Here is a 24,835-nt window from a genome sequence, read left to right on the forward strand (position 1 = left end):
TTACCTGTTGCTGGGTCGCCTGTAGCAGGAATTATTAAAGAGAGATTTAAATGTTTACTATCAACGCAGAAGTACGTAAAGAGCAGGGTAAGGGTGCGAGCCGCCGCCTGCGCGCCGCTAACAAGTTCCCGGCAATCATCTACGGCGGTTCTGAAGCCCCGATTGCTATCGAACTGGACCACGACCAGGTGATGAACATGCAAGCTAAAGCTGAATTCTACAGCGAAGTTCTGACCCTCGTTGTTGACGGTAAAGAAGTAAAAGTTAAAGCTCAGGCTGTACAGCGTCACGCTTACAAACCGAAGCTGACTCACATCGACTTCGTTCGCGCGTAATCGCCTGGAAGTTGAAGAAAAACCCCGCCCCGGCGGGGTTTTTTTATGCGTTTAATTGAATTTGACGACATGCAGAGCAACGAGAACCCACTTTGCTTTTCTGCTTTCTTACACCTCTCCACATTCAATTAGCGCCTCCCCTAATCGAGGATCTGTAGTTTCCGCCGCGGTATTCATACCTTTAAGCCGATTGAATAATGCCCGTTGACGAACGCTGGCACTTTCCGGTTTCCATGGCAAAATTCGTATTGGTATCGTTTGCCCATCATTCAACGCATCAAATACCTTTTCATTGGTCAGTAAGTCGCCGCAGCTCCATGTCTTGCTATCAAACTGAAAATCAAATAAGACATGGAGTTCCAGTTCATCTACACGCACTTGACGCTTTGCATTATCGATGCGTATTTCCACCTTCTCTTTATGCGTCAAAGTTGCATCAAGATTGAATCCATACCGTTTCAACTGCCCCTTGTCGTAATAGTAACGTATGCTGGACCAGGTTGATTTAAAAGCAAATCCAGTAATGAATAAACCACTTAACAAGAACAGCGGGCATATGAACAAGCTCAGTAACCAGTTGGTGCCATAAGTATAAAACAGTACCAACGAGAGAACGGTGAACACCATGCCGAGCATCAACATCATCAAAAATGCGACAATGTGCGCATACAAAACCTGCCGAAATAAACTGAAATTAACAGGCGGCCTCTGACGTATTCCTTTACTCACTACGGCGTCCTTTTATGTCGTATGCCTTTATTTCCCGCCCGACGTGCGTCGCTGCAACTGATCGCGCAAATTCGGCGGCGTCCCTTTGATAGTCAGGGTATCGGTCGCCGGGTCCCAGAAAATCCGCTCGCCCAGTAGCATCGCATCAAAGTTAATCGTTAACCCGCCGCCGCTGCCGGCATATTTGGTTAACTGGCGTAGCGTACTGCGATCTGCCGGGAAGCTCTCTTCCAGCTCATAGCCTTTTTCGGCGGTAAATTCGCTGAAGCTGACTTCACTGACGCCGGAAAGCTCTTTAGACAGCGATTCCAGCTCAATCTCTTCCCCGGCTTGTAATTGCTCATTGCAGTAGCTGTACACCTGCTGGCGCACGTTCTGACGTTCCGCTTTATCCAACTGCGCTTCTGCGGTGAAATCATCCACTGCCTGCAACAGGCCGCGATTCTGCGCTTTGGCGTTCAACCCTTCGCTGGCGCCGAGGAAATCCATAAAGAAGTCAGCAACCTTGCGCCCTACCCGACCTTTCAGGAACGTCAGATAGCGGGTCGATTGCGGATTAGTTTCCCACTCGGTAAGATCGATACGCGCCACGATATCCGCATGATTGATATCAAGATAATGCGTCGGGTTAATGTCCAGATTTTCATTGACCCGCATACTGCTCAGGTTGTTCAGTACCGTAACCAGCAGATACTCCACCGCCAGGTAGCGATAATGGCAGAACAATACAATGCCGCCGTCCGCAAAGGGGTATTTCGCCAGTTCGTCACGCAGGCGTCCGGTCGCCGCCCGGCTAAAGGCAAGAAAATCTTCTTCCCCCTGACGTTGCAACCGCAGCGCTTGCGCCAGTTCACTCTCTTCATTAAACAGGCCATACGCCTTATTCTTGGCGCTATAGACCCGATGCAGTTCAGCCACCATCTCGACAACGGTGGTTGTCGGCTCCAGCAATGAATCGCGCAAGACCAGCTCAAGATTTTGCTCATCGCGCTTGATAAGCTGGTGCAGGGCAATCTGGTTGATATCCAGACTCATGATAAACTCTCCTTTAAGACCGGGCGGTATTCAACCACCGCCTGCCGGAAGACGCAAGCAATCGCCCTGTCATTTCAGGCGTTATCCGTAACGCGAATGATTTAGGGGATAAAAATGCAGAAAAAAAACTGTTGCTACGGTAATATGTTGCCCTTTCATGAACAAACAGATTTTGATTTATGCCACAACTCTCCCGCTATAGTGATGAACATGTTGAACAACTGCTGAGCGAACTGCTCAGTGTACTGGAAAAACATAAGGCGCCGACCGATCTTTCCCTGATGGTACTGGGAAATATGGTCACCAACCTTATCAACACCAGCGTGGCGCCGGCTCAACGCCAGGCGATTGCGAACTCTTTTGCCCGCGCCTTGCAGTCTTCGATTAGCGAAGACAACGCGCACTAAAAAGCCGACTCCGGAGAAACAAGCGACAGGTATGGTAACTCATCGTCAGCGCTACCGTGAAAAAGTCTCCCAGATGGTTAGCTGGGGGCACTGGTTCGCTCTGTTCAATATACTGTTGGCTACGTTGCTCGGCAGCCGTTACCTGTTTGTCGCCGACTGGCCGACAACGCTTGCGGGTCGCATATACTCCTACCTGAGCATTGTCGGGCACTTTAGCTTTCTGGTGTTCGCCACCTATTTGCTTATTCTTTTTCCGCTCACGTTTATCGTGATGTCCCAGCGGCTGATGCGGTTTTTATCAGCCATTCTGGCGACCGCGGGTATGACGTTGTTGCTTATCGACAGCGAAGTCTTTACCCGTTTCCACCTGCATCTTAATCCCATTGTCTGGGAGCTGGTCATCAACCCTGACCAGAACGAAATGGCGCGCGACTGGCAGCTTATGTTTATTAGTGTGCCGGTTATCTTATTGATTGAGATGCTATTTGCGACATGGAGTTGGCAAAAGCTGCGCAGTCTCACGCGCCGTCGCCATTTCGCAAGGCCGCTTGCGGCATTCTTTTTCGTCTCCTTTATCGCATCGCATCTTATCTACATCTGGGCAGACGCTAATTTTTACCGGCCGATTACCATGCAGCGGGCAAACCTGCCGCTCTCTTATCCAATGACGGCGCGACGTTTTCTTGAAAAACACGGTCTGCTGGATGCGCAGGAATATCAGCGCCGTCTGGTAGAGCAAGGCAATCCGGAAGCGGTCTCCGTTCAGTACCCGCTCAGCAATTTGCACTATCGCGATATGGGCACCGGTCAGAATGTGCTGCTCATTACCGTAGACGGCCTGAACTATTCTCGCTTTGAGAAGCAGATGCCGGAGCTGGCTACATTTGCCGAGCAAAACATCGACTTCACCCGTCATATGAGTTCAGGGAATACCACTGATAACGGTATTTTCGGCCTGTTCTATGGCATATCGCCAGGCTATATGGATGGCGTGTTATCCACCAGAACGCCTGCGGCGCTCATTACCGCGTTGAATCAGCAAGGCTACCAACTGGGACTGTTTTCTTCGGATGGCTTCGCCAGCCCGCTTTATCGTCAGGCATTACTGTCCGATTTCTCGATGCCGGCAGCGCAAACGCAGTCTGATGCGCAAACGGCCAGCCAGTGGATAGATTGGCTTGGGCGCTACGCACAGGAAGATAACCGCTGGTTCTCATGGATATCGTTTAACGGTACTAATATTGATGACAGTAACCAGAAAAATTTTGTTAAGCGTTACGCCAGTGCCGCCAGCGACGTGGATGCGCAAATCAATCGGGTTCTGAACGCGCTGCGAGAGGCCGGTAAATTCGACAATACTGTCGTGATCATTACCGCAGGACGCGGCATACCGTTGACGCCGGAAGAAAATCGCTTCGACTGGTCGCAAGGTCATCTGCAAGTACCGCTGGTGATCCACTGGCCGGGGACGCCTGCGCAGCGTATTAATGTGCTTACCGATCATACCGATGTGATGACCACGTTGATGCAACGCCTGTTACATGTCAGCACGCCAGCGAACGAATATTCACAGGGCCAGGACATCTTTACCGTTCCACGTCGTCATAACTGGGTAACGGCGGCAGACGGCAGTACGCTGGCTATCACGACGCCGCAAATGACCCTGGTGCTCAATAATAACGGTCATTATCAGACCTATGACTTACACGGCGAGAAGATCAAAGATCAGAAGCCGCAGCTCAGTCTGCTGCTGCAAGTGCTAACAGAAGAGAAACGTTTTATCGCTAACTGATTAATTATAAATCAGTTAGCACCGTTTCCCCTTGCATTCGCGTTGGAAAGAGGTAGTATTAGCACCCACAAGTCGGCACGTAGCGCAGCCTGGTAGCGCACCGTCATGGGGTGTCGGGGGTCGGAGGTTCAAATCCTCTCGTGCCGACCAAAATTCCCCTTAAAAGCCAGCCTGCCAGGGCTGGTTTTTTTATATATCCAATTTGCAAATGGTGAAATGATGGTGAAATAGCTATCGAAGGTCACTGCAAATTGACTTCAAGCTCCCTCCAACGCGAAAAGTTGAACAGATGACTTAAATACATTGATTAGTCATCCTTAACCAGTAGAATCCGCCACGACTGGTAACTATTCAATACACGCACTATCGAACGATCGCCAGTTTGCCGCAGCCCGTTCTTGCATACAATGTGGCTGCGGCACACCATCACATCAGAAATTTGAAAATCAGGGTAAACCTGTCACTTAACCTGAAGCAGGTCTTCATAGCGGGTGGTATATCGGGATGACAGTATGTTTCTCTTCATAGCCCACTGTTGCTGGATACCCTCCCCGGCAAAGTACAGCTTTCCCCAGCCCTTCTTTGCATTCAGGTGATCCAGTACTTCCATCGGCTTCTCGCTACCGGCGCGCGGCGCGTTATCATCGAAAAAGTTTCGCCGCGCCCTGACTGAAGAAGTCTCCCCTATTTCACCTGTACATCATCCGTACTGTCTGATGTTGTTCGTCCGGGAATATCTTTGTCGCACCGCACCTCATTCACCTGGTGCATCAGTTACGACGCCACTGAACGTTCAGATAGCTCCCCAGCATCTCCTCTACAAGAGGTCGCAGGCCATCCAAAAATGTCTTTTTCGCGCTCTCCATCGCTCTTGCTCCGATAGTGCGCTCTGCATCGGTATTACCGACCAGCCCAGACGGTCTCAGCTCTGTGTCAGACAGCATCCGGTACGTTTCCTCATAATCCGATATTTGCTTTTCACGAAGCGCGTTAACGCGTTCCGGCGCTTTGCGCTCCAGCACTCTGTGTAACGGCCCCCACTGCAGTATCCACTCCCTGAACTCGCTTTTTTCAGCGGCTTTCACCTGAAGCTCCGCGTCCTGAAGGTCTGTAACCGTCACGCCGGATACGTCAAAGAAACGCATTTCTGCCGTCACGCTGGTCAGCCCGAGTGATTTCTTCAGCTTATTCTGATACGCCAGCCAGACCTCAATTTCATCAACGAGAGCCAGCGTTCTGACCTTTTCCCGGGCAATCTGTTCCAGTTTTCCCAGACGGAACATCTCACGCCCCGTGGCAACCAGCGCCGCGAGATCGTTATCGTATTGCCCTTTTTCTGCATTATGTACCAGCTGTACGTTCTTCATCTGGTGCAAAAAAAATGTGACCCGGTCCTCGCAGCTTGAGGTTGCCTCTGTTGCCATAGCAAAGGTGTTTGCTCTCAACGCCTCATCTTCAGCCAGTTGTGCCAGCCAGGACGATATCTGTGCCTTAAACCCCGCGTCCTTTATGAAGTTTTCCGTCTCACTCAGTCTGTCCAGGAAGAGGCTGAAGGCGTCGGCGTTATCTTCCTGTCCGAACATATGCCATCTGTCTGCAGGAGCCGGTTCCCCCTCCCGGGCAGGCACCAGCCAGTCAGCGGCCGCCAGGTGCAGTGCCCGAGTTTCCCGGGGGGCGGAGGCTCCCGCCATATCGAATTGTATTATGGGGCCTGAATAGCCAGGCGCGCTGGTGATCTCCCGCAGCGCCTGCAAAGTACGTTCAGACAGTGGGTTCCCTTCCAGATTTACGGTTGTCTCTGAAGACAGATGAATGAGACTTTCCGGCAGGCGGGTCAGCTGGTTACGATAGACCGACAGCGACAGTAGTCCTGACGGCAGCATCGGCAGGCTGGTCAGCCGGTTACCAGATACCATCAGCTCCTTCAGTTCTGACGGCAGCACCGGCAGACTGGTCAGCCGGTTACCAGATACAATCAGCTCCTTCAGTCCTGACGGCAACGCCGGCAGGCTGGTCAGCCGATTATTATAGGCCCACAGCTTATATAATTCTGACGGCAGCGTCGGCAGGCTGGCCAGTTGGTTATCAGATACCGACAGCTCCTGTAGCCCTGACGGCAACGTCGGCAGGCTGGTCAGCTGGTTATTATAGGCCCACAGCTTACATAATTCTGACGGCAGCGCCGGCAGGCTGGCCAGTTGGTTATCAGATACCGACAGCTCCTGTAGCCCTGGCGGCAACACCGGCAGGCTGGTCAGTTGATTACCAAAGATCCACAGCTTACATAGTCCTGACGGCAGCGCCGGCAGGTGGGTCAGCGGGTTACTAAAGATCGACAGTTCCAGTAGTCCTGGCGGCAGCACCGGCAGGCTAGTCAGCTGGTTACCAGAGACCTCCAGCGTCCGCAGTTCTGGCGGCAGCGCCGGCAGGCTGGTCAGATTATTATCAGGAATAACCAGTGTGGTAATATGCGCGGGTAAACAGTCTGGCAAGGTGGTAAGACCTGATTCTCCCACGTTAAGCACTGCATTGCCATTATTCAGGCAGGCACGCATTTTCTGTACCACTGCTGCACGGCCGCGTGACTCTTCTGCGGGTGCAGCCCTTCTCCACGCTGACCAGACAGCATCATACTCTGCTGGCGTCTGTGGAGCCGTTGTGGCAGGGAGGAAGGATGTCCTGAATGTCCCGGATGCCCCTTCCGCGTGTCCTGTGCCCTCCTCACCCTGTGCTGTGTCCAGGGTGAGGCGATGTGTTTCACTGTACCCCTGGCAATTTACGGTATAGTTCCCGGCATCATCAAGGGTGACTGACAATATCTCCTGACTGTCTTCATCCAGAATACAGAAGTAATTTTCCCCGTGCTGGCCGGAATGAATGCTTTCCTCCCATCCGGCATACGCGAGCGTCCTGAGCAGTTCAAATCTGCTGACCACATCCTCCCGCGTCGTTCCGGCCGGCGGGTGACAAATCGTCCAGATGCACTCCAGCGCTTCAGTCTGGTGCGTTGAGCAAAAAAATTCCTTCATTTTTTCCCAGGAACTCATTTCAGGGGGGGTATCAGACCAGGCAATACGATAAATGCGGCGATTACTGATGGTGGCGGGAAGACATCCGCTTCCAATATGAAAGGGCATAACAAAAAACCTTTATAAATTTACATATAGTATCTGTCCGGCAGACATCATCTCTTCCTGGTCTTAATTTCACAATAAGGTTATCGGCGGATTCATGGTCGTCCTGACATGGCGGGCTTCAGAAGGTGCAGAAGAAAAATCCGTTATGATGACCGGATGGCGGGACTGTCATTTTACAGCTAAAGTGTCGATTTTTTCAGGGTCGCTTTCCACGATGACCAGATCATCCGGTATCAACGCCCGGGCGTTCAATTTTCGATTCTGCCTGCCTGCGCAGCTCTTCCGGCGAATAAACCCTTTGAACGACTTTACCGTCTTTAAACTGCCAGCAGCATGAAATATCAGCGCGACGGTTTTCATCCGTATCAGGCAACTCTGCAACGCTCTGGCCAGCAGGCCACAGCCCGGAAACATCACGCGTAATACACGTAATAACATCGTTATCGTCGTAGGTAATTTTCAGCGTGTCTGCTGAAAATAATTGCTGGCCCCCATACCAGTCCTGACCATCCTCTGATTTAAGATACGCCGCATCGGCGAATAATGTGTCATCTGGTTCCGGTGCATACGGAATGAAATTTTTAATATTTAAAAACTGTTTGTTCTTTTTATTTTTTTTCCGCTGTCATAATTATTCCTTCTTATACACTTGGGGCTGTCACCCACGTATCACCAACCAGATACTGAATGGGACGTTGTCACCCGAATAGTCATCGCGCCACGCACTCCCATTACCTCAATCACTGCGCCAGCGAGACAGATATTACCGCAGCCAGTATCCGTGATGATTTTGTTATAAGCGTAAGACCAGGAGCCACGACACATCCAGTAAGGGTGATTGAATGCGCCCTGAGACTCCAGCCAGACGATAAACTCCGCCGTCGTCCACGGATTATCATCACAGCCGATAGTAACTGCGCCATCAAACGCTCGCGCGGCACCGATACGACGCACAAACAAATCCTTGTCCGGAATATCGCCGCCATTCTGTGATTTTTATAATGCATCGGCGGCACGACTTATGGTTTCTCGCAAACCAACGTATTCGATAAGACCGTCAACGCTTTTTCCTGACAGCGCCGTCAGGGTTTCGTCCAGCGGCTGCTTGCCCGCCAGTTTATTCAGTACCGTGGTGGCAAAGTTCGGATCATTTCCCAACGCGTCAGCCAGTTCCTGCAGGGTGTCCAGTGGCTCCAGTACGGAACCAACCAGCGCGGCAATCAGTTTGCGGACAAACTCCGCGTTTGTTGTCTGAAGCCCTTTAGCATCGCCTGGCGGCGTCGGTGTGGTCGGCGTTCCAGTGAATGCCGGGCTGTCCAGCGGCGCTTTGGTCCGTACCTCACCCATAACGGTTTTTACCGCCTTTGGTGTGGCCGCCAGCGCTTCGCTGTCACTGTCCGTGGCACTGCTTAATTTAACGATACCTTTTTTCGTCAGGCTTGCATCTTCCAGGGAAATCACGTCTGCGATATCCTCGGCCCGTTTCGCGGCCTCTTCGGCTCTGGTTGCCGATTCTCCGGCTGCAGCTCTGCTTTGCGCTGCCAGTGATGCGCTGGTATCAGATGCGGCGGCGTGGGTGGATGCCTCCGATGCTGATGACGAGGCGGCTGCCGCCGTTCTGGCTGTGTCAGCCGACGCCGCGCTGGCTGATGCCTCCCCGGCTTTTGTGGTCGCCGTACCTGCGCTGCTCTCAGCAGATGCTGCGGATGAAGCTGCCGACCAAAATTCCCCTTGAAAACCAGCCTGTCAGGGCTGGTTTTTTTATGCCTACAATTAAAAAGTTAGCTGATGCCAGAGACGTTATTTTGCATGAACTGATTTTGCATGAACTGATTGGACATCTTTCCTGTGCAGTGGTCACAGTAAAGTCAATGCAGGCAACTAACGTAAACCATGTTTGTACTAAAACAGAAAAAGCGCATCTACACCCTATACTGGAAAAAATGTTTGCAGTGGCAGGTAAATGAGTAAGCAATCTGTCGCAGCAATAATAAAACGTTCTGGTAAGGTAAACGGCCTACCACGCCTTTGTCGCTAACAATTAGCCTCCCTGTCGCCATAGGGTCGATAACGATCGGCTATTCACAACACGTTTTGTAGACAACGTACGGTGATTAATTACTCCTTCAGCCAGCAACTCGCTAATTGTTATTCAACTTCAGAAATTATAACTAATTGAAGCACCTAAAAAATTATGCCCTGAATTTTTATCCGTAAGTGATCCATTCGAGAAATGCCGGATATAAGCTTCTGTAGAAAAAGCCCCAAAGTTCCAGCCAAGAAACGCTTTTTCTCCAAAGGTAAATGCAGAATTGACACGCATATCATCTCGCGACTTAGATTTTATATAAGCCCCCAGACCAATACCGGTATAGATACCAGCGAAATGAACCAGCGCCACATCCTTCGAGATACCCAATACGCCCTGGTTATATTTATTGCAGGGAACGCTGCCAGAATGTTTACTGCAATCATCGCTACCCTTAGCCTTAAATCCTCCTAACTCCAGATTATTTCTTGCCTGTAAAAAGAAAAAATCGCTGGGTTCACTGTATGTCAGAAAAGCCGTATATAAGTGCTCAACCCCTCCTCTTCTTATACTTTCTCCCGCAGCAAAAGAGATCTGATGCTTGTTGCCCTTGCCAAAAAAAACATTATCATTAGCAGAACATGCGAATGCACAAGGTAATAATAGATATATAAATATTCTCTTCATATACACTCCACCACCATTTCAATGTCAATAGTTATTTTTAACCGGCTAACATATTTAAAATTTTCTACGCCACGCTTACGCTCACAGAAACGGCTGATATAGCATCCACACTACGTTCTCCCCTTGAGTCGCCCCAACGGGTGCTCAAAACGCCGCGAGTGTTGTTCAGGCACATCCAGGATAAGTTATAAGTGAATGACGCTCATTCCTGACCACATTTTCATTTATGATAAGAATATCGTCAGAATCTCTTTATCGCATAAAAATACCTCTGCTATTGACTTAATATTTAATTTAACAGATGTCGCGGTTTATTCGTTCTGCTCAGATGTATTTCATTGACATTAATAAAACCATAAATAAATTCAGTTAAAATAATTTGTTAATAATGACAAGCTTTAGACGCTATGACTTTTAATAAGAAATTTCCTGCCAGTAAAGATAGTCTGGACTTACGGGTGCAAGGGCGCAGCAACATATGCCACACTTCTGTTATGTCACATTGTCCGAAAAAAGCGTCCAGACCAGTATTCAACTTCAGGGAGTATTCTGTTTTCTCTCACAACGGGTTGTTTTATCCTTTCTATCGTTCAGCTAATTACTCGCCTGTCACAGGTTTTACTACTTACCCATGCACTAATTAGGGTAAAATTTACGCGCTTGACAATGTGGCAAATCTGGACGATTTCCGCGCTGAAAACAATAATCATTCTAATAAAACTCAGGAGATACAGCATGCCTGAAGTAACACCTTTTCAGGTGCTTATTGTGGACGACCATCCACTTATGCGGCGAGGTATTCGTCAATTACTGGAACTGGACCCGGCTTTTCATGTCGTTGCCGAAGCGGGTGACGGGGCGAGTGCGATCGATCTGGCGAATCGCATTGAGCCCGATCTGATCCTGCTGGATCTGAATATGAAAGGTCTGAGCGGGTTAGATACCCTGAACGCGCTACGCCGGGATGGTGTGACGGCGCAAATTATTATTCTTACCGTCTCGGATTCCGCCAGCGACATCTACGCGCTGATCGACGCCGGCGCCGACGGTTATCTGCTCAAAGATAGCGATCCGGAAGTGCTGCTGGAGGCCATTCGCAAAGGCGCTAACGGCGGTAAAGTCTTTAGCGATCGGGTCAATGAATATCTGCGTGAGCGCGAACGGTTTGGCGCGCAGGAAGATCCCTTTAGTATCCTGACCGAACGAGAGTTAGATGTCTTGCATGAGCTGGCGCAGGGGCTTTCTAACAAACAGATTGCGTCAGTACTGAATATTTCTGAGCAGACGGTTAAGGTGCACATTCGTAATCTACTTCGCAAGCTAAACGTGCGCTCACGCGTCGCGGCGACCATTCTATTTTTACAAACACGCGGAATACAGTAACAAGCCAGGCCCGATGGCGCCACGCCACCGGGCCGTCAGGGTCTTATTTCTCCTGCGCCAGCCGGATACTGCGCTCTATCACCGCCCGCCGGGTATCGTCTGCCGGCAACAGTTTCAGCATCATCTCCCAGGCCGCCACCGCCTCGCCAAAGCGCTGCTGCTCAAAGGCGTTAAACGCATACAGGCTTAACACCCGGATATCCGTGTGGTCGCGGCTCACCAGCTGACGCAGCAGCTCCCCGCCGCGGCGGTTATCCTCCGGGTCGGACGAGCGCGTCAGCGCCTCCGCGTAGCCCAGCGCCGCATCGCTGTTTTTCGGGGCCAGACGGTAGGCGTTCGCATACGCCCCGGTGGCGGTACCGGCATTACCCAGTACCATACCGGTGCGCCCCAGCATGAGCCAGCCCTCAACATTGCCGGCATCATTCTGCAGGCGGGTGCGCAGCCCCAGCGCCAGCCGCGCCATCTCCTCTTCATTCAGCGGCTGCGCCGCCGGGTCCAGCGCCCGCGCCAGCAGCCCGGGCGTCTGCGCCGTTGCCTGCTGCCAGGCCCTGACCTGCTGATAGCTGCCGGTCAGGGCGTAGCTGCCGGCGCCGACCGCCAGCGCAATGACGGCCCCCGGCACGTAAACGCCCCACCCGGCGCGCGCGCCGCAAACCGGGGTGTCCGCCGGCAGCGGTTCCCGGCGCAGGCGCACCCGCCGGCGCGTGCGGGCAACGATTATCCACCCGCCCGCCACGATGGCGGCCAGCGGCAGCACCCACAGCAGCACCGTCAGCGGGGTCAGCGGCGGGTCGTAGGTGACGAAGTTGCCGTAGCGCGCCACCATGTAATCGATGATTTCCTGGCGGCTCTTCCCCTCCTGCATCAGGTCATACACCCTGCGGCGCATGTCGGTGGCTATCATCGCGTTCGAGTCCGCAATGCTGTTGTTCTGGCATTTCGGGCAGCGCAGCTGCTCCGTGAGCTGGCGGAACTGCTGCTCCTGCGCTTCATCTTTAAACGGCATCACGTCGGTGGTCGCCCGCGCTGACCCGGAGATAACCAGCACCAGCATCAGCATCACCATGCCCGGTAACAGTCTCATTGCGCCGCCTCCCGGCTGTATCTGTCCCACAGCGGTTTCAGTTCACTCTCCCACACCCGGGCATTCAAATCGCCCGCATGGCGGTAGCGGATAATCCCCCTGCCGTCGATGAGGAAGGTTTCCGGCGCGCCGTACACGCCCAGGTCCAGCCCCAGCATCCCGTCGCTGTCCGATAAACTCAGCGCATACGGGTTGCCCAGTTCCTTTAACCAGGCCACCGCCTTCGCCCGGTCGTCCTTATAGTTCAGCCCGACCACCCGGATACCCTGCGCAGAAAGCTGGTTCAGGTACTGATGCTCGGCGCGGCAGGTCGGGCACCAGGTGGCCCAGACGTTAAGCAGCACCGGTTTCCCCTGCGTCAGCACCTCCGCCTCATAGTACTGACCCGGCGTCTCCAGCGATTCCAGGCGGAACGCCGGCACCGGCTTCCCGGTCAGCGCCGATTCGAGATTCGTCGGGTCATCCCCCTGCGCGTTGCGCGTCAGCTGCCACAGCAGCGCCGCGGCAATCAGCAGAAAAATCAGTAACGGTAATAACAGTACGTTGCGTTTCATCCGGCCTCCGGCAATGGTTTACGGCGGCGGTAGCGCGGGTCCACCAGGCACAGCAGCCCGCCCAGCGCCATCAGCAGCCCCCCGGCCCATATCCAGCGGACAAACGGTTTGTAGTACAGGCGCACGGCCCACGCGCCGTTGTCCAGCTCCTCCCCGAGCGCGGCGTACAGGTCGCGGGTCAGCCCGCCGTCAATCGCCGCCTCGGTCATCACCATCCGGCTGGTGTTGTAGAGCCGTTTCTCCGCGTGCAGCACCGCCTCCGGCTCGCCGTGGCGCGTCACCCCGATGAGGGCCACCCCGCCGCGGTAGTTGGGCCCGGTGATGTCCCGCACCTCCCGGAAGGTGAAGCGGTAGTCGTGAATGGTCACGCTGTCGCCCGCCCGCATCCGCACGTCACGCTCCACGCTGTAATTCTGGCTGAAGGCGATACCGGTAATCGTCACCGCCAGCCCGAGGTGCGCCGCCACCATTCCCCAGTAGCTGAGAGAGGTTTTCGTGCCGCGGGACACGCGCTGTACGGCTTCGGCCACCGCCAGCACCGCAATCCAGCAGGCCATCGCCATCCCCACCGCCGTCATGGCGATGATTTTATCTTCCAGCAGCCATGGCAAAAGTACCGACAGCACCAGGGTGGAGACCAGGGCGGTGAGCAGCAGTTTCCTGATGTTACGCGGCCGGTCCCGGCCCCAGCGCACCAGCGGCCCCACCCCCAGCAGCAGGGCAAAGGGGACCATCAGCCAGGTGAACATGGTGTTAAAGAACGGCTCCCCCACCGAAATGCTGCCCAGCCCCAGCTGTTTGTGCACCAGCGGCAGCAGGGTGCCCAGCAGTACCACCAGCATGGCGGCCATCAGCAGGACGTTGTTGCCGAGCAGCAGCGACTCGCGCGACCACAGCGCGTTGTTCACCCGCGAACGCACCCTGTGCCCGCGCACGGCGAACAGCAGCAGCGAGCCGCCGGTGACCAGCACCATAAAGGCGAGGATAAACATTCCGCGCGCCGGGTCGGAGGCGAAGGCGTGCACCGACACCAGCACCCCGGAGCGCACCAGGAAGGTGCCCAGCAGGCACAGCGAGAAGGCGCAGATGGACAGCAGCAGCGTCCACGCCTTAAAGCCGGCGCGCTGTTCGGTGACCGCCAGCGAGTGCAGCAGGGCGGTACCCGCCAGCCACGGCATAAAGGAGGCGTTCTCCACCGGGTCCCAGAACCACCAGCCGCCCCAGCCCAGCTCGTAGTAGGCCCACGCCGAGCCGAGCACGATGCCCAGCGTCAGGAACACCCACGCCGCCAGCGTCCACGGGCGGGCAAAACGGGTGAACGCGCTGTCCAGACGCCCGCTCAGCAGCGCGGCGATGGCGAAGGCGAAGGCCACCGAGAAGCCGACATAGCCCATGTACAGCAGCGGCGGGTGGAAAATCAGCCCCGGGTCCTGCAGCAGCGGGTTCAGGTCGCGCCCCTCCACCGGAAAGGCCGGCAGCGTGCGGGCGAACGGGCCGGAGGTGAACAGGATGAACGCCAGAAAACCGGCGCAGACCATCCCCATCACCGCCAGCACCCGGGCGACGATATCCGCCGGCACCCGCCGGCTGAACACCGCCACCGCCAGGGTCCAGCCGCTCATCAGCAGCACCCACAGCAGCAGCGAGCCCTCGTGCGCCCCCCAGGTGGCGGCCACCCGGTACCACACCGGCAGCTGCGTGTTCGAGTTGCCGGCGACATAGGCCACGGTGAAGTCGTTAACCACAAAGGCGTGCACCAGCACGAAAAACGCGCCCGCCACGCAGATAAACAGCAGCCAGGCGAACACCCCGGCCGACGCCATCATCCGCGCGTCGCCGCGCGCCACGCCCCACAGCGGGTAAACGGACAGCAGCAGCGCCACGCCGAGCGCCAGGCACAGCAGCGCGTGGCCGTATTCAGGCATCATGATGAGGTGTCCTTATCAGCGCGTTGCGGGCGGCGGTGGTTTTCCTGCATCGCCTTTTCCACTTCCGGCGGGGTGTAGTTCTCGTCATGCTTGGCCAGCACCTCGTGCGCCAGGACGTGGTTGCCCTTCTCCAGGGTGCCCTGCACCACCACCCCCTGCCCCTCGCGGAACAGGTCCGGCAGTATCCCCTCATAGCTCACCGTCACCGCCCCCTCGGCGTCGTAGAGGCTGAAGTTCACCTTCAGCGAGTCCGGGTCGCGCCTGACGCTGCCGGGCATCACCATCCCGCCGACGCGCAGACGCTGGCCCACCGCCGGCAGCTGCTGCGTCTCGCGCTTGCCGTAGAGGATTTCGCCGGGGGTATAGAACAGGTCGATATTCGCGCGCAGCGCGTACAGGACCAGGGCGGTGGTCAGCCCCAGGCCCGCCAGCACCGCGCAGACCACCCATAGCCGGTTTTTACGTCGCAGGTTCACGCGGCCTCCTGTTGCGCCTGTGCGGCACGCATCCGCGCCTCGCGCGCCCGCTGCTGCGCCACGCCGCGCAGAATGGCCCGGCGCTGCAGCACCGTGTGCAGCACCAGCAGCGCCAGCGGCGCCACGGTCATCGCCACCGCCAGCCAGACAAAAAAGGCGTACCCGCCCATGGCGAAAAAATCGCTCCACGATGAAAATGCCGGACTCACCGGTGCCCCCTTTTCAGTATCAGTTCGCTCACCCACGGGCGGCGTTTTTCCATCAGTAAAATCAGGTTGCGCATCCGCATCAGCGAAAGCGTCATAAAGAGCAGCAGGTAGCCGGCGATGGCCCAGCGCAGCGGCGAGCGCATCGCCGGGTCGATACTCTGCTGCATCCGCGTCGAGCCCTGGTGCAGGGTGTTCCACCACTCGACGGAATAGTGGATAACCGGCAGGTTCACCACGCCGACCAGCACCAGAATGCCCGCCGCGCGCCCGGCCATTTTACGGTCGTCAAAGGCGTGCCACAGGGCGATGACCCCGGCGTAGAGAAACAGCAGCACCAGCTCCGAGGTCAGGCGCGCGTCCCACACCCACCAGGTGCCCCACATCGGTTTGCCCCACGCCGCGCCGGTGACCAGCGCGATGAAGGTGTACACCGCCCCCACCGGCGCCATCGCCGCGACGGCAAGGCTGGCCATTTTCATCTGCCAGACCAGCCCGGTGAACGCCGCCACCGCCATCGCCGCATAGATACCCATCGACCAGATGGCCGCCGGGACATGCAGGTACATAATGCGGTAGCTCTCCCCCTGCTGGTAGTCCGCCGGGGCGAAACCAAAGCCCCGGACCCAGCCGGTGGCCAGCGCGATGATGCCGGCTGCCGCCAGCCACGGCACGAGCCTGCCGCAAATCTGATACAGCCGGGGCGGCGCCGCCAGCTGATGAAGGGTTTTCCACATCGTTGTCACCTGACCTCCTGAAACCAGTAAAATGTCCGTCGCGCCGGGGCGCTACTGCACGCTGAGGCGCAGCGCCGCCGCGGTGGCGAACGGGCTTAACGTCGCGCTGCCCGCCAGCAGCGCCCCCAGCACCGCCAGATAGCCGTCAACGGGTAAATGCATCGATGCCGCGTCCATCGCCGCGGTGGCGAAAATCAGCACCGGGACACTCAGCGGCAGCACCAGAATGCCCAGCAGGACGCCGCCGCGCCGCAGGCCGGCCGTCAGCGCGACGCCCGGCGCGGCGAGAAACCCCAGCGCCGGCGTGCCGAGCAGCAGCGTCAGCGCCATGATTTTCCAGCCGTACACGTCCATCCCCAGCAGCAGCGCCACCAGCGGGGAGAGCATCATCAGCGGCAGGCCGGTCACCGCCCAGTGGGCCAGCACCTTCGCCAGCACCACCGCCGGCAGCGGCACCGGCAGCAGCATCAGCTGCTCCAGGCTGCCGTCCTGCAGGTCGTCGCGAAACAGCCGCTCCAGCGCCAGCAGCGAGGCCAGCAGCGCCGCCACCTGGATGATGCCCGGCGCGATACGCGCCAGCAGCTGCGGCTGCGGCCCGACGCTTAACGGAAACAGGGTGATGACCATCAGGAAGAACCACAGCGGGCCGGCGATGTCCGCGCCGTGGCGGAACGCCACGCGCAGCTCGAGACAGAAGACACGCCACATCACAGCCCGGCCCCCCCGCCGGTCAGCGCCAGGCGGCGGACGGTGTCCGCGGCCCCCGGCAGCGGCTGGTGGGTGGTGAGAATGACCATCCCGCCCTGCGCCGTGTGCGCCGCCATCCGCCGGGTGAGGCGCGCCACGCCGTTAACGTCAATGGCGGTGAACGGCTCGTCGAGCACCCACAGCGCGGCGCGGGTCAGCCACAGGCGGGCCAGCGCCACCCGGCGCTGCTGCCCGGCCGAGAGCTGAGCGACCGGCACGTCCTCAAATCCCGCCAGCCCGGCCTGCGCCAGCGCCTCCGGGAGACGCGCGCCGTCGCCGGGGTGGAAAAAGTGCAGGTTCTCCCGCGCCGTCAGGCGGGATTTAATCCCCGGCTGGTGCCCTATCCACAGCAGGCTGCGATGGAAGCTGTCGCGCACGCGGCGCAGGGGCTCGCCCTGCCAGTACACCTCCCCGCCGTCCGGGCGCGCCAGCCCGGTCAGCAGGCGCAGCAGGGTGGTTTTTCCGGCGCCGTTGCCGCCGGTGACCTGCACCCACTCCCCGGCCTCCACGGTGAACGACAGCCCGCGAAACAGCGTCCTCTCGTCCCGCTCGCAGTACAGATCTCTGGCTTCAAGCATTCCCACTCATCAACGTCCTGTCAGAAACCTGGTTTAACATCACGCATATCCGGCAGTTTATGCGCGATCCCTTTGTGGCAATCGATACAGGTCTGTCCATCTTTTACCGCCTGATCGTGCATTTTCGCCGCGACGCCTTTTTGCGCGGTCAGATCCATAAAGTCGAAATTGTGGCAGTTACGGCATTCCTGCGAGTTGTTGTCTTTCATGCGCCGCCACTCATTTTGTGCCATTGTCAGGCGATGAGCTTCAAATTTCTGCGGTGTATCTATCAGCCCAAATACCTTCGCATACAGCTCTTTACTGGCTTTGATCTTACGGATCATCTTCGGCCCCCACTCATGCGGCACATGGCAGTCAGGACAGGTGGCACGAACGCCGCTACGGTTGTTGTAGTGGACGGTTTCCATATACTCCTCATACACCGTGTTGCGCATTTCATGGCAGCTAATACAAAACTCTTCGGTGTTAGCCTTTTCCATTCCGGTATTGAAGCCGCCCCAGAAGATGATGCCGCCGATAAAACCGATTAACAGCAGCGTCCCCAACGCCAGGCGGCTGGGGCTGCGCCACCATCGCCAGACGCGCTTTATCCAGCCGGGTTTACGGTTAGAATTTTCCATAATGACCTCTTATTTCCCGTAACCTTGCGAGGGGGTAAAGGTATTGTCGATAATCGGCGCGGTATCAGACTGCGGTACGTGGCACTGCAGGCAGAAATAACGACGCGGCGCGACGTTGCCCGACACTTTACCGTCGCTGTCCATAAAGTGCGTCGGACTGATACGCGGCGCGCCCGTCGTACGATAACTTTCCACGCCGTGGCATTGCAGACAGCGGTTGGTATTGGTCGTCACCTGGTAGCCCTCGACGCTGTGCGGGATCATCGGCGGCTGGTTGACGTAATTTAGCGGCATACGTTCCTGCTCTTTCGGCATACGAATCGCCCCTTCCTGCGTCCCGGATACTTCCGGCGACTGGCTCAGATCCACTCCGTTTGCCGCCCAAACCGCACCACTTACCACCAGGGCAAGCGTGGCCATCCATTGACACAGCGCTTTCATCAGGTCATGGCTTTTCATTGTTTCGCTCCCGAACTCCATCGCATTTACACTTCATCCTTCGAGCTGCCTCTTTGTTGGCTGCGCTCGAAAATCCCAGTCACATCGTTATCTATGCTCCTGGAGATTTCCTCGCTTACCGCCGCGATGCATCCCGAATGATGTTGCGTATCGTTATTGTAAAAACATCCTCAGAACAGACATCCACGCAGCGACCGCAGGTCATGCAGTCGCGGTGAGTGACCTGCGCCGGGCTTTGCTCATCCAGCACCGGCGCACGTAGCACATGCGGTTCCGGGCAAACATGAAAACAATCCATACAGCGATTACATTTCTCACGTTTTTTGGCCGTCACGGTCACTACGCCTTTACTGCCCAGCACGCCATACAGCGCGCCCATCGGGCAAATATGGCCGCACCAACCGTGCTCAACGACTAATAAATCAAATAAAAACAAAGCAATAATCAGCAACGCGCCGCTACTAAATCCCATAACCAGACTACGGCCTAACAGCGACACGGGATTAATCCATTCCCACAGCAGCGTGCCGGTCAAGGCCGAACCGATTAACACCACCACCAGAAGGACGTACCGTATATGGCGTGGAATCGTCGCAGACTGGTTCAGGTCAAATTTCCTGCGCATCCAGTTAGCCAAATCGGTAACGGGGTTTAGCGGGCAAACCCAACTGCAAAATAATCGCTTTCCCGCCAGCGCATACAGCACAGCGATAATCACTGCTCCCGTCAGCGCCACGGTAGCGGGAAGATGTCCACTGGCGAGACTTTCCAGGGTAATCAGCGGATCGGTCAACGGGAGGGTATCGAACAGCAAACTACTGCTGTAGTTGCCATGCAAAACCCAAAAGCCCAGCCACGGGCCGCTGAGAAACATCCCCAGCACCATAAACTGGCTGATACGGCGTAACACCAGCCAGCGGTGGCTACGCCACCAGCCTTTTTTCGCCCGCGCTTCTCGCCCGGCGTCGCGTTTACGATTTGCCATCTTTCCCCTCCAGCCAGCCGAAGCGGTAATGGTGTCCTAACTCCCCTTTCGCCAATGACAACGGCAACACTTTTATCGCTGGTTGCTCCAGTACGCAGACTTTTTCGCATTTGCCGCAGCCGGTACAGGCGTCGCTGTGTACGGTGGGCAGAAAGCGCGCATGTTTGCCGGTGCGCATGTTGCAATCCAGTTCCAGCGTGATGGCCTCATCGATTTTCGGGCATTCGCGGTAACAAACGTCGCAGCGCAGCCCCTGAAAGTTGAGGCAGTTTTCCTGATCCAGCAGCACCGCCAGCCCCATGCGCGAGTCATCAATGGAGGCGATATCTTTATTCAGCGCCCCGCTGGGGCAGACTTTGGCGCACGGAATGTCTTCACACATTTCGCAGGGGATGTCGCGAGCGACGAAATAGGGCGTACCTGCCGATAGCCCGGAGGCCAGCGTCGCCAGTTTTAGCGTGTCGTATGGACACGCCTGAACGCACTGCCCGCAGCGCACACAGGCGCTGGCGAAGACATTTTCATTCAGCGCGCCAGGCGGACGCAGCCGCACGCCCGTTGCGCGCGCGGTTTGCTGTTGCAAGCCCAGCGCCACGCCAACCGCCGCCAGCCCGCCCGCAGTGCGCACAACATCACGCAGGAAGCGGCGGCGGCCATTTTGGGGTTTCGCTGTACGGGACATAACGCGTTACACCTTCGCCAGCTTAACGGCGCACTTCTTGAAGTCCGTCTCTTTAGAGAGCGGGTCCGTCGCATCCAGCGTCAGGTTGTTCACTAGCTGAGCGGCATCGAAGAACGGCATATACACCAGTCCCTGCGGCGGACGGTTACGTCCACGTGTTTCGACAATCGAAATCACTTCGCCGCGACGGGACGACACTTTAACCTTATCCCCACGACGCAGATCGCGCGCTTTCGCATCCAGCGGGTGAATAAAGACCACCGCTTCCGGGAAGGCGCGATGCAATTCAGGCACGCGGCGCGTCATACTGCCGGTATGCCAGTGTTCCAGCACGCGACCGGTGGAAAGCCACAGATCGTACTCGTTGTCCGGCGACTCCGCCGCGGGTTCAAATGGCAGCGCGAAGATCACCGCTTTGCCATCCGGTTTACCGTAGAATTTGTACCCTTCCCCCGCTTTTACATACGGGTCGTTGCCTTCGCTGTAACGCCATTGCGTCTCTTTGCCTTCGACGACCGGCCAGCGCAGACCGCGCGCGTTGTGGTAATCGTCGAACGGCGCCAGATCGTGACCGTGGCCACGTCCAAACCAGGCGTATTCTTCAAACAGCCCTTTTTGCAGATAGAAGCCCAGCTCACGAGACTCATCGTTTAACTGATCCTCTTTCAGCTCGCTCAGCGGGAATTTGCTGACCGCCGGCGTGGCGAACAGAACGTCATACAGCGTTTTACCGCGCAGCTCCGGCTTCTGGGACAGCAACGCCTCCGGCCAGACCTCCTCGGTTTTAAAACGACGGGAGAACTGCACCAGTTGCCAGAGGTCGGATTTAGCTTCGCCCGGCGCTTTAATTTGCTGACGCCAGAACTGCGTGCGGCGTTCGGCGTTGCCGTAAGCGCCTTCTTTCTCAACCCACATGGCGGTCGGCAGGATCAGATCAGCAGACAGCGCGCTCACCGTCGGGTAAGGATCGGAGACAATGATAAAGTTACGCGGATCGCGCCAGCCCGGCATCCGATCTTCATTGATGTTCGGCCCGGCCTGCATATTGTTATTACACATTACCCAGTAGACGTTCAGCTTGCCGTCTTTCAACGCGCGATCCTGCGCCACCGCATGTAAACCCACTTTTGCCGGAATAGTGCCAGCGGGGATCTGCCAGTGTTTTTCGCAGATATCACGGTGTTTTTCGTTCGTCACGACCATGTCTGCGGGCAGACGGTGTGAGAAGGTTCCCACTTCACGCGCCGTACCGCAGGCGGAAGGCTGGCCGGTCAGCGAGAAAGGACCGCAGCCAGGCTGGGAGATTTTTCCGGTCAGCAGATGGAGGTTGTAAACCAGGTTATTCGCCCACACGCCGCGGGTATGCTGGTTAAAACCCATCGTCCAGTAAGAGATCACGCGCTTATTCGGATCGGCGTAGAGCTGTGCCAACTGTTCCAGTTGATCTTTCGGCACGCCGGTCATTTCAGCAGTCTTGTCCAACGTATATTCCGCCACGAAGGCTTTATACTCGTCGAAGCTCATCGGCTCGGAAGCGTCGGAGCCCGGATTCTTCGCCGCTTTTTCCAGCGGGTGCGTCGGGCGTAAGCCGTAGCCGATATCCGTCGCCCCTTTACGCAGATTCACATGCTTTGTGAAGAAATCCTGATTTACCGCGTTGTTCTGAATAATGTAATTCGCGATATAGTTAAGGATCACCAGGTCGCTTTGCGGGGTAAAGACAATACCGTTGTCCGCCAGTTCAAAGCTGCGGTGCTGGAAGGTGGAGAGGACGGCAACCTTCACGTTCGGGTCGGACAAACGGCGGTTAGTGATGCGCGACCATAAAATCGGGTGCATCTCCGCCATGTTGGAACCCCACAGCACAAACGCATCGGCCTGCTCAATATCGTCGTAGCAGCCCATCGGTTCATCCATGCCAAAGGTGCGCATAAAGCCCACCACCGCCGAGGCCATGCAGTGACGCGCATTCGGGTCGATGTTGTTAGAGCGGAAACCAGCCTTGAACAGTTTCGCGGCGGCATAGCCTTCCCAGATGGTCCATTGACCCGATCCAAACATGCCGATCGCTTCTGGTCCTTTCTCTTTCAGGGAGGTTTTAAACTTCTCCTCCATCACATCGAAGGCCTGTTCCCAGCTCACCGGCGTAAACTCGCCGTCTTTGTGATAGCTGCCGTCTTTCATGCGCAGCATCGGCTGCGTCAGACGATCTTTACCGTACATGATTTTGGGCAGGAAATAGCCTTTAATGCAGTTCAGACCACGGTTGACCGGCGCGTCGGGGTCGCCCTGGCAGGCGACCACACGGCCCTGCTGCGTTCCCACCAACACACCGCAACCCGTTCCGCAAAAACGGCACGGCGCTTTATCCCATTTGATGGCTTCCTGCTGCCCGACAACGGCGCGGGCGACGCCCGGCACGCTCAGACCGGCAGCCGCCGCAGCGGCCGCAACGGCGTTAGCTTTCATAAAGCTACGACGACTGAGTTTCATGGTGTTTCCTCACCTTGCTCATCCTGCTGGTGATAAACCAGCGACACCGCCAGTACGCCCTCGACATTGCGTACTGACTCAATTGTTTGCATCAGCGTTTCACTCTGGTCTGCTTCCGCCACCACGATCAGCTGCCCGCTTTCAACGTCGCTTAACGCGACTTCGCAACCCGGCAACGTGTTCAACTGTGTGCCAATGGCGGCGATGTTCTGACTTTTGGCCTGCACGACCAAGCTACAGACCTGCCAGTTAGTGCGCATGGTGGTTCTCCGCTTTGATGGCTGACACGGGACAGATAGCCACACACGCCCCGCATCCGTTACAGGCCTGCGAGTCAAGCTGCGGCTGGTAAATGCCGGATAGCGTGGGACGAAAGGTAATGGCCATAGGTTCACAACTGTCCTGGCAGCGATGGCATTCAACCGATTGCCTGGCGAGGCAGTTTTCCGTGAGTGTAAAAATTAAATCCCAGGCCCTGGTGTGGCGCGGAAGAAAGAGAGATTCGGGACAGGCCTGCGCACAGGCATAACAAAAGCTGCACTCGCCCCGTTTGAAATCTACGCTCGGATATCCCCCCGCCCCTCGCTGCAGGATGTCGGCCTCACACGCCTGGATACAGGCGTCGCAACGCAGACAATGTGCGAGAAAATAGGTCGTTTCTCTGGCCCACGGCGGAAGAATCCCATTGCTGGCGTTGCGCCAACTGCCGGTCAACATGCTTCGACGGGATAAATCAACCATGATATCGCCCTTCCATAACGACACGCTTCCATAGGGAGTGAATGCCAATAAAAACCGTACAATTTATGAGTAGTTATTTTTGTAAATAAGATATTTCAGGATGTGTAAGAGATGCATACCCCGATAGAGGTAAATGCTGTTGCCGGATCAAAAGAGTGCCGGGTAAAGACCCGTAAACGTGCTTTTTCTCACATTTCAATGAGTTATATAGATATTTATATAGCGAAAACCACTAATAGCTGATAATTTCATTTACATTATCAATATCAGAATATTCCACTATATAAAAAGATGCTATTTTATTAATAATCTTGAAAATATGAGTAAATACAGATTAATAGATAAAGTGAATATGTTAATCTGTCTCCCATGCATACCGAAAACAGCAGAAAGGAAATACTGTGAACAATCAAATGAAGATGTTTGTCCCTGCCGTCGTCTTCGCCGCCCTCGCCAGCGCCTCTGCCTGGGCTAACAATAGCGATACCGCCCAGCCGCTGGAGAAAATCGCCCCCTATCCGCAGGCGGAAAAAGGAATGAAGCGGCAAGTGATAACCCTTACCCCTCAGCAGGATGAATCTACCCTCAAAGTGGAACTGTTGATTGGTCAAACGCTGAATGTGGATTGTAACCAGCATCGCCTCGGCGGCACGCTGGAAACAAAAACGCTGGAAGGCTGGGGCTATGACTATTATGTCTTTGATAACGTCACCTCTCCGGTATCAACCATGATGGCCTGCCCTGAAGGTAAGAAAGAGCAAAAATTCGTCACCGCCTGGCTGGGTGAAGACGGGATGCTGCGCTACAACAGCAAGCTGCCGATCGTGGTGTATACCCCAGCGAATGTGGACGTGAAATACCGCATCTGGAAAGCGGACGCTAACGTACAGAACGCCGTCGCGCGATAATGTTACGCTGCCCGGTCACACTTACCGGGCATCTGAACACGCCGACTCACGCAGCGCTCCGGGGTTCTTTTTAAAACACGTCTGGAGCCCCGCTCGT

General features: G+C 56.0%; 27 protein-coding genes, 1 tRNA gene and 3 pseudogenes. 8 read left to right on the forward strand and 23 right to left on the reverse strand.

The features are described 5' to 3' along the window. Positions 1 to 50: 50 nt before the first annotated feature. On the forward strand, positions 51 to 335 hold the full coding sequence (rplY, locus tag N7E69_RS00535; RefSeq protein ID WP_000494192.1) for a 50S ribosomal protein L25: 285 nt from the start codon (positions 51 to 53) through the stop codon (positions 333 to 335). 108 nt (positions 336 to 443) lie between these two features. Here the strand turns inward: rplY and N7E69_RS00540 are convergent, their stop codons facing one another. Both N7E69_RS00540 and yejK read right to left on the reverse strand, forming a co-directional pair. After that, positions 444 to 1,064 (reverse strand): hypothetical protein, encoded by a 621-nt coding sequence (locus N7E69_RS00540; RefSeq protein ID WP_000033438.1) that lies wholly within the window; start codon positions 1,062 to 1,064, stop codon positions 444 to 446. 27 nt (positions 1,065 to 1,091) lie between these two features. Further along, positions 1,092 to 2,099 carry a nucleoid-associated protein YejK gene (gene yejK / locus N7E69_RS00545; protein WP_000050806.1) on the reverse strand — a complete coding sequence of 336 codons (1,008 nt, stop codon included), beginning with the start codon at positions 2,097 to 2,099 and terminating at the stop codon, positions 1,092 to 1,094. Positions 2,100 to 2,278: 179 nt separating this feature from the next. Between yejK and N7E69_RS00550 the strand changes: the two genes are divergently transcribed. The 3 genes from N7E69_RS00550 (at position 2,279) to N7E69_RS00560 (ending at position 4,448) form a co-directional block, all read left to right on the forward strand. Next, a complete protein-coding gene (locus tag N7E69_RS00550) occupies positions 2,279 to 2,506 on the forward strand; it encodes a YejL family protein (protein WP_001135904.1) in 228 nt (75 codons plus the stop codon). A gap of 31 nt (positions 2,507 to 2,537) precedes the next feature. Further along, a complete protein-coding gene (gene yejM / locus N7E69_RS00555) occupies positions 2,538 to 4,298 on the forward strand; it encodes an LPS biosynthesis-modulating metalloenzyme YejM (RefSeq protein ID WP_000256150.1) in 1,761 nt (586 codons plus the stop codon). 73 nt (positions 4,299 to 4,371) lie between these two features. Continuing rightward, positions 4,372 to 4,448 (forward strand) — tRNA-Pro (locus N7E69_RS00560). 310 nt (positions 4,449 to 4,758) lie between these two features. Here the strand turns inward: N7E69_RS00560 and N7E69_RS00570 are convergent. From N7E69_RS00570 to N7E69_RS00590, 5 genes and pseudogenes are all read right to left on the reverse strand, one after another. Beyond that, positions 4,759 to 4,981, reverse strand: a pseudogene (locus tag N7E69_RS00570) (DUF4113 domain-containing protein); the annotation flags it as partial. Positions 4,982 to 5,068: 87 nt separating this feature from the next. Beyond that, positions 5,069 to 7,435 (reverse strand): SPI-2 type III secretion system effector E3 ubiquitin transferase SspH2, encoded by a 2,367-nt coding sequence (sspH2, locus tag N7E69_RS00575; protein WP_001676053.1) that lies wholly within the window; start codon positions 7,433 to 7,435, stop codon positions 5,069 to 5,071. Between the two features lie 253 nt (positions 7,436 to 7,688). Continuing rightward, positions 7,689 to 8,021: pseudogene (locus N7E69_RS00580) on the reverse strand (tail fiber assembly protein); the annotation flags it as partial. 83 nt (positions 8,022 to 8,104) lie between these two features. Continuing rightward, positions 8,105 to 8,389 (reverse strand): hypothetical protein, encoded by a 285-nt coding sequence (locus N7E69_RS00585; protein WP_001252690.1) that lies wholly within the window; start codon positions 8,387 to 8,389, stop codon positions 8,105 to 8,107. Further along, positions 8,372 to 9,052 (reverse strand): annotated as a pseudogene (locus tag N7E69_RS00590) (phage tail protein); the annotation flags it as partial. The pseudogene N7E69_RS00590 and the gene N7E69_RS00585, both read right to left, overlap by 18 nt. On the opposite strand from N7E69_RS00590, the gene N7E69_RS24515 reads away from it, so the two are divergent. Continuing rightward, positions 9,012 to 9,170 (forward strand): hypothetical protein, encoded by a 159-nt coding sequence (locus N7E69_RS24515; RefSeq protein ID WP_000340080.1) that lies wholly within the window; start codon positions 9,012 to 9,014, stop codon positions 9,168 to 9,170. The pseudogene N7E69_RS00590 and the gene N7E69_RS24515 sit on opposite strands and share 41 nt — an antisense overlap. A gap of 28 nt (positions 9,171 to 9,198) precedes the next feature. Continuing rightward, positions 9,199 to 9,402: a virulence protein MsgA gene (locus N7E69_RS00595; protein WP_001653202.1), complete on the forward strand. Its 204-nt coding sequence runs from the start codon at positions 9,199 to 9,201 to the stop codon at positions 9,400 to 9,402. Positions 9,403 to 9,593: 191 nt separating this feature from the next. Here the strand turns inward: N7E69_RS00595 and pagL are convergent, their stop codons facing one another. After that, positions 9,594 to 10,157, reverse strand: a complete 564-nt coding sequence (gene pagL, locus N7E69_RS00600) for a lipid A 3-O-deacylase PagL (RefSeq protein ID WP_000281875.1) — start codon at positions 10,155 to 10,157, stop codon at positions 9,594 to 9,596. 729 nt (positions 10,158 to 10,886) lie between these two features. Here pagL and narP point away from each other — a divergent pair. Continuing rightward, entirely contained in the window at positions 10,887 to 11,534 is a 648-nt protein-coding gene (gene narP / locus N7E69_RS00605; RefSeq protein ID WP_001115497.1) for a nitrate/nitrite response regulator protein NarP, read from the forward strand. Positions 11,535 to 11,577: 43 nt separating this feature from the next. Here the strand turns inward: narP and N7E69_RS00610 are convergent, their stop codons facing one another. The 15 genes from N7E69_RS00610 to napF form a co-directional block, all read right to left on the reverse strand. Further along, positions 11,578 to 12,621: a cytochrome c-type biogenesis protein CcmH gene (locus tag N7E69_RS00610; protein WP_001238339.1), complete on the reverse strand. Its 1,044-nt coding sequence runs from the start codon at positions 12,619 to 12,621 to the stop codon at positions 11,578 to 11,580. Beyond that, a complete protein-coding gene (dsbE, locus tag N7E69_RS00615) occupies positions 12,618 to 13,175 on the reverse strand; it encodes a thiol:disulfide interchange protein DsbE (RefSeq protein WP_000828305.1) in 558 nt (185 codons plus the stop codon). The genes N7E69_RS00610 and dsbE overlap by 4 nt, the downstream gene beginning before the upstream one ends. Next, positions 13,172 to 15,103 carry a heme lyase CcmF/NrfE family subunit gene (locus N7E69_RS00620; protein ID WP_000982526.1) on the reverse strand — a complete coding sequence of 644 codons (1,932 nt, stop codon included), beginning with the start codon at positions 15,101 to 15,103 and terminating at the stop codon, positions 13,172 to 13,174. Before N7E69_RS00620 ends, dsbE begins: the two co-directional genes overlap by 4 nt. Continuing rightward, complete coding sequence (gene ccmE, locus N7E69_RS00625) at positions 15,100 to 15,579, reverse strand: cytochrome c maturation protein CcmE (RefSeq protein WP_001675710.1); 480 nt, start codon at positions 15,577 to 15,579, stop codon at positions 15,100 to 15,102. The genes N7E69_RS00620 and ccmE overlap by 4 nt, the downstream gene beginning before the upstream one ends. Then, positions 15,576 to 15,788, reverse strand: a complete 213-nt coding sequence (gene ccmD, locus N7E69_RS00630; RefSeq protein WP_000074112.1) for a heme exporter protein CcmD — start codon at positions 15,786 to 15,788, stop codon at positions 15,576 to 15,578. The genes ccmE and ccmD overlap by 4 nt, the downstream gene beginning before the upstream one ends. Next, entirely contained in the window at positions 15,785 to 16,522 is a 738-nt protein-coding gene (locus N7E69_RS00635; RefSeq protein WP_000266005.1) for a heme ABC transporter permease, read from the reverse strand. The genes ccmD and N7E69_RS00635 overlap by 4 nt, the downstream gene beginning before the upstream one ends. Before the next feature lie 51 nt (positions 16,523 to 16,573). After that, positions 16,574 to 17,233: a heme exporter protein CcmB gene (ccmB, locus tag N7E69_RS00640; protein WP_000990039.1), complete on the reverse strand. Its 660-nt coding sequence runs from the start codon at positions 17,231 to 17,233 to the stop codon at positions 16,574 to 16,576. Further along, entirely contained in the window at positions 17,230 to 17,847 is a 618-nt protein-coding gene (ccmA, locus tag N7E69_RS00645; RefSeq protein WP_000888535.1) for a cytochrome c biogenesis heme-transporting ATPase CcmA, read from the reverse strand. The genes ccmB and ccmA overlap by 4 nt, the downstream gene beginning before the upstream one ends. A gap of 20 nt (positions 17,848 to 17,867) precedes the next feature. Further along, complete coding sequence (gene napC / locus N7E69_RS00650; protein ID WP_000431778.1) at positions 17,868 to 18,470, reverse strand: cytochrome c-type protein NapC; 603 nt, start codon at positions 18,468 to 18,470, stop codon at positions 17,868 to 17,870. A 9-nt stretch (positions 18,471 to 18,479) separates the two neighbouring features. After that, positions 18,480 to 18,929: a nitrate reductase cytochrome c-type subunit gene (napB, locus tag N7E69_RS00655; RefSeq protein WP_000835182.1), complete on the reverse strand. Its 450-nt coding sequence runs from the start codon at positions 18,927 to 18,929 to the stop codon at positions 18,480 to 18,482. 115 nt (positions 18,930 to 19,044) lie between these two features. Further along, positions 19,045 to 19,914 carry a quinol dehydrogenase ferredoxin subunit NapH gene (napH, locus tag N7E69_RS00660; protein ID WP_000013533.1) on the reverse strand — a complete coding sequence of 290 codons (870 nt, stop codon included), beginning with the start codon at positions 19,912 to 19,914 and terminating at the stop codon, positions 19,045 to 19,047. Further along, positions 19,901 to 20,596 (reverse strand): ferredoxin-type protein NapG, encoded by a 696-nt coding sequence (gene napG / locus N7E69_RS00665; RefSeq protein ID WP_000091677.1) that lies wholly within the window; start codon positions 20,594 to 20,596, stop codon positions 19,901 to 19,903. The genes napH and napG overlap by 14 nt, the downstream gene beginning before the upstream one ends. Positions 20,597 to 20,602: 6 nt before the next feature. Then, positions 20,603 to 23,089 carry a nitrate reductase catalytic subunit NapA gene (gene napA, locus N7E69_RS00670; protein ID WP_000778101.1) on the reverse strand — a complete coding sequence of 829 codons (2,487 nt, stop codon included), beginning with the start codon at positions 23,087 to 23,089 and terminating at the stop codon, positions 20,603 to 20,605. Further along, a complete protein-coding gene (napD, locus tag N7E69_RS00675; RefSeq protein WP_001260058.1) occupies positions 23,086 to 23,349 on the reverse strand; it encodes a chaperone NapD in 264 nt (87 codons plus the stop codon). Before napD ends, napA begins: the two co-directional genes overlap by 4 nt. Beyond that, on the reverse strand, positions 23,339 to 23,830 hold the full coding sequence (gene napF / locus N7E69_RS00680) for a ferredoxin-type protein NapF (RefSeq protein ID WP_000228064.1): 492 nt from the start codon (positions 23,828 to 23,830) through the stop codon (positions 23,339 to 23,341). Before napF ends, napD begins: the two co-directional genes overlap by 11 nt. 413 nt (positions 23,831 to 24,243) lie before the next feature. Between napF and eco the strand changes: the two genes are divergently transcribed. Further along, positions 24,244 to 24,738, forward strand: a complete 495-nt coding sequence (eco, locus tag N7E69_RS00685; RefSeq protein WP_001550295.1) for a serine protease inhibitor ecotin — start codon at positions 24,244 to 24,246, stop codon at positions 24,736 to 24,738. The last annotated feature ends 97 nt before the right edge of the window (positions 24,739 to 24,835 follow it).

This window comes from Salmonella sp. 3C (genome assembly GCF_025426275.1).
In the GTDB taxonomy this organism is placed as follows: Bacteria; Pseudomonadota; Gammaproteobacteria; order Enterobacterales; family Enterobacteriaceae; genus Salmonella; species Salmonella enterica.

Excerpts from the sequence above, each read along its gene's own strand:
- napH (WP_000013533.1), bottom strand. The coding sequence starts at position 19,914 with ATGGCAAATCGTAAACGCGACGCCGGGCGAGAAGCGCGGGCGAAAAAA.
- napD (WP_001260058.1), bottom strand. The coding sequence starts at position 23,349 with ATGCGCACTAACTGGCAGGTCTGTAGCTTGGTCGTGCAGGCCAAAAGT.
- dsbE (WP_000828305.1), bottom strand. The coding sequence starts at position 13,175 with ATGAAACGCAACGTACTGTTATTACCGTTACTGATTTTTCTGCTGATT.
- N7E69_RS00550 (WP_001135904.1), top strand. The coding sequence starts at position 2,279 with ATGCCACAACTCTCCCGCTATAGTGATGAACATGTTGAACAACTGCTG.
- ccmA (WP_000888535.1), bottom strand. The coding sequence starts at position 17,847 with ATGCTTGAAGCCAGAGATCTGTACTGCGAGCGGGACGAGAGGACGCTG.
- N7E69_RS00610 (WP_001238339.1), bottom strand. The coding sequence starts at position 12,621 with ATGAGACTGTTACCGGGCATGGTGATGCTGATGCTGGTGCTGGTTATC.
- yejK (WP_000050806.1), bottom strand. The coding sequence starts at position 2,099 with ATGAGTCTGGATATCAACCAGATTGCCCTGCACCAGCTTATCAAGCGC.
- N7E69_RS00635 (WP_000266005.1), bottom strand. The coding sequence starts at position 16,522 with ATGTGGAAAACCCTTCATCAGCTGGCGGCGCCGCCCCGGCTGTATCAG.
- napC (WP_000431778.1), bottom strand. The coding sequence starts at position 18,470 with ATGGAAAATTCTAACCGTAAACCCGGCTGGATAAAGCGCGTCTGGCGA.
- N7E69_RS00620 (WP_000982526.1), bottom strand. The coding sequence starts at position 15,103 with ATGATGCCTGAATACGGCCACGCGCTGCTGTGCCTGGCGCTCGGCGTG.
- eco (WP_001550295.1), top strand. The coding sequence starts at position 24,244 with ATGAAGATGTTTGTCCCTGCCGTCGTCTTCGCCGCCCTCGCCAGCGCC.
- rplY (WP_000494192.1), top strand. The coding sequence starts at position 51 with ATGTTTACTATCAACGCAGAAGTACGTAAAGAGCAGGGTAAGGGTGCG.
- narP (WP_001115497.1), top strand. The coding sequence starts at position 10,887 with ATGCCTGAAGTAACACCTTTTCAGGTGCTTATTGTGGACGACCATCCA.
- napF (WP_000228064.1), bottom strand. The coding sequence starts at position 23,830 with ATGGTTGATTTATCCCGTCGAAGCATGTTGACCGGCAGTTGGCGCAAC.
- napB (WP_000835182.1), bottom strand. The coding sequence starts at position 18,929 with ATGAAAAGCCATGACCTGATGAAAGCGCTGTGTCAATGGATGGCCACG.
- napG (WP_000091677.1), bottom strand. The coding sequence starts at position 20,596 with ATGTCCCGTACAGCGAAACCCCAAAATGGCCGCCGCCGCTTCCTGCGT.
- sspH2 (WP_001676053.1), bottom strand. The coding sequence starts at position 7,435 with ATGCCCTTTCATATTGGAAGCGGATGTCTTCCCGCCACCATCAGTAAT.
- napA (WP_000778101.1), bottom strand. The coding sequence starts at position 23,089 with ATGAAACTCAGTCGTCGTAGCTTTATGAAAGCTAACGCCGTTGCGGCC.
- N7E69_RS00595 (WP_001653202.1), top strand. The coding sequence starts at position 9,199 with ATGCCTACAATTAAAAAGTTAGCTGATGCCAGAGACGTTATTTTGCAT.
- yejM (WP_000256150.1), top strand. The coding sequence starts at position 2,538 with ATGGTAACTCATCGTCAGCGCTACCGTGAAAAAGTCTCCCAGATGGTT.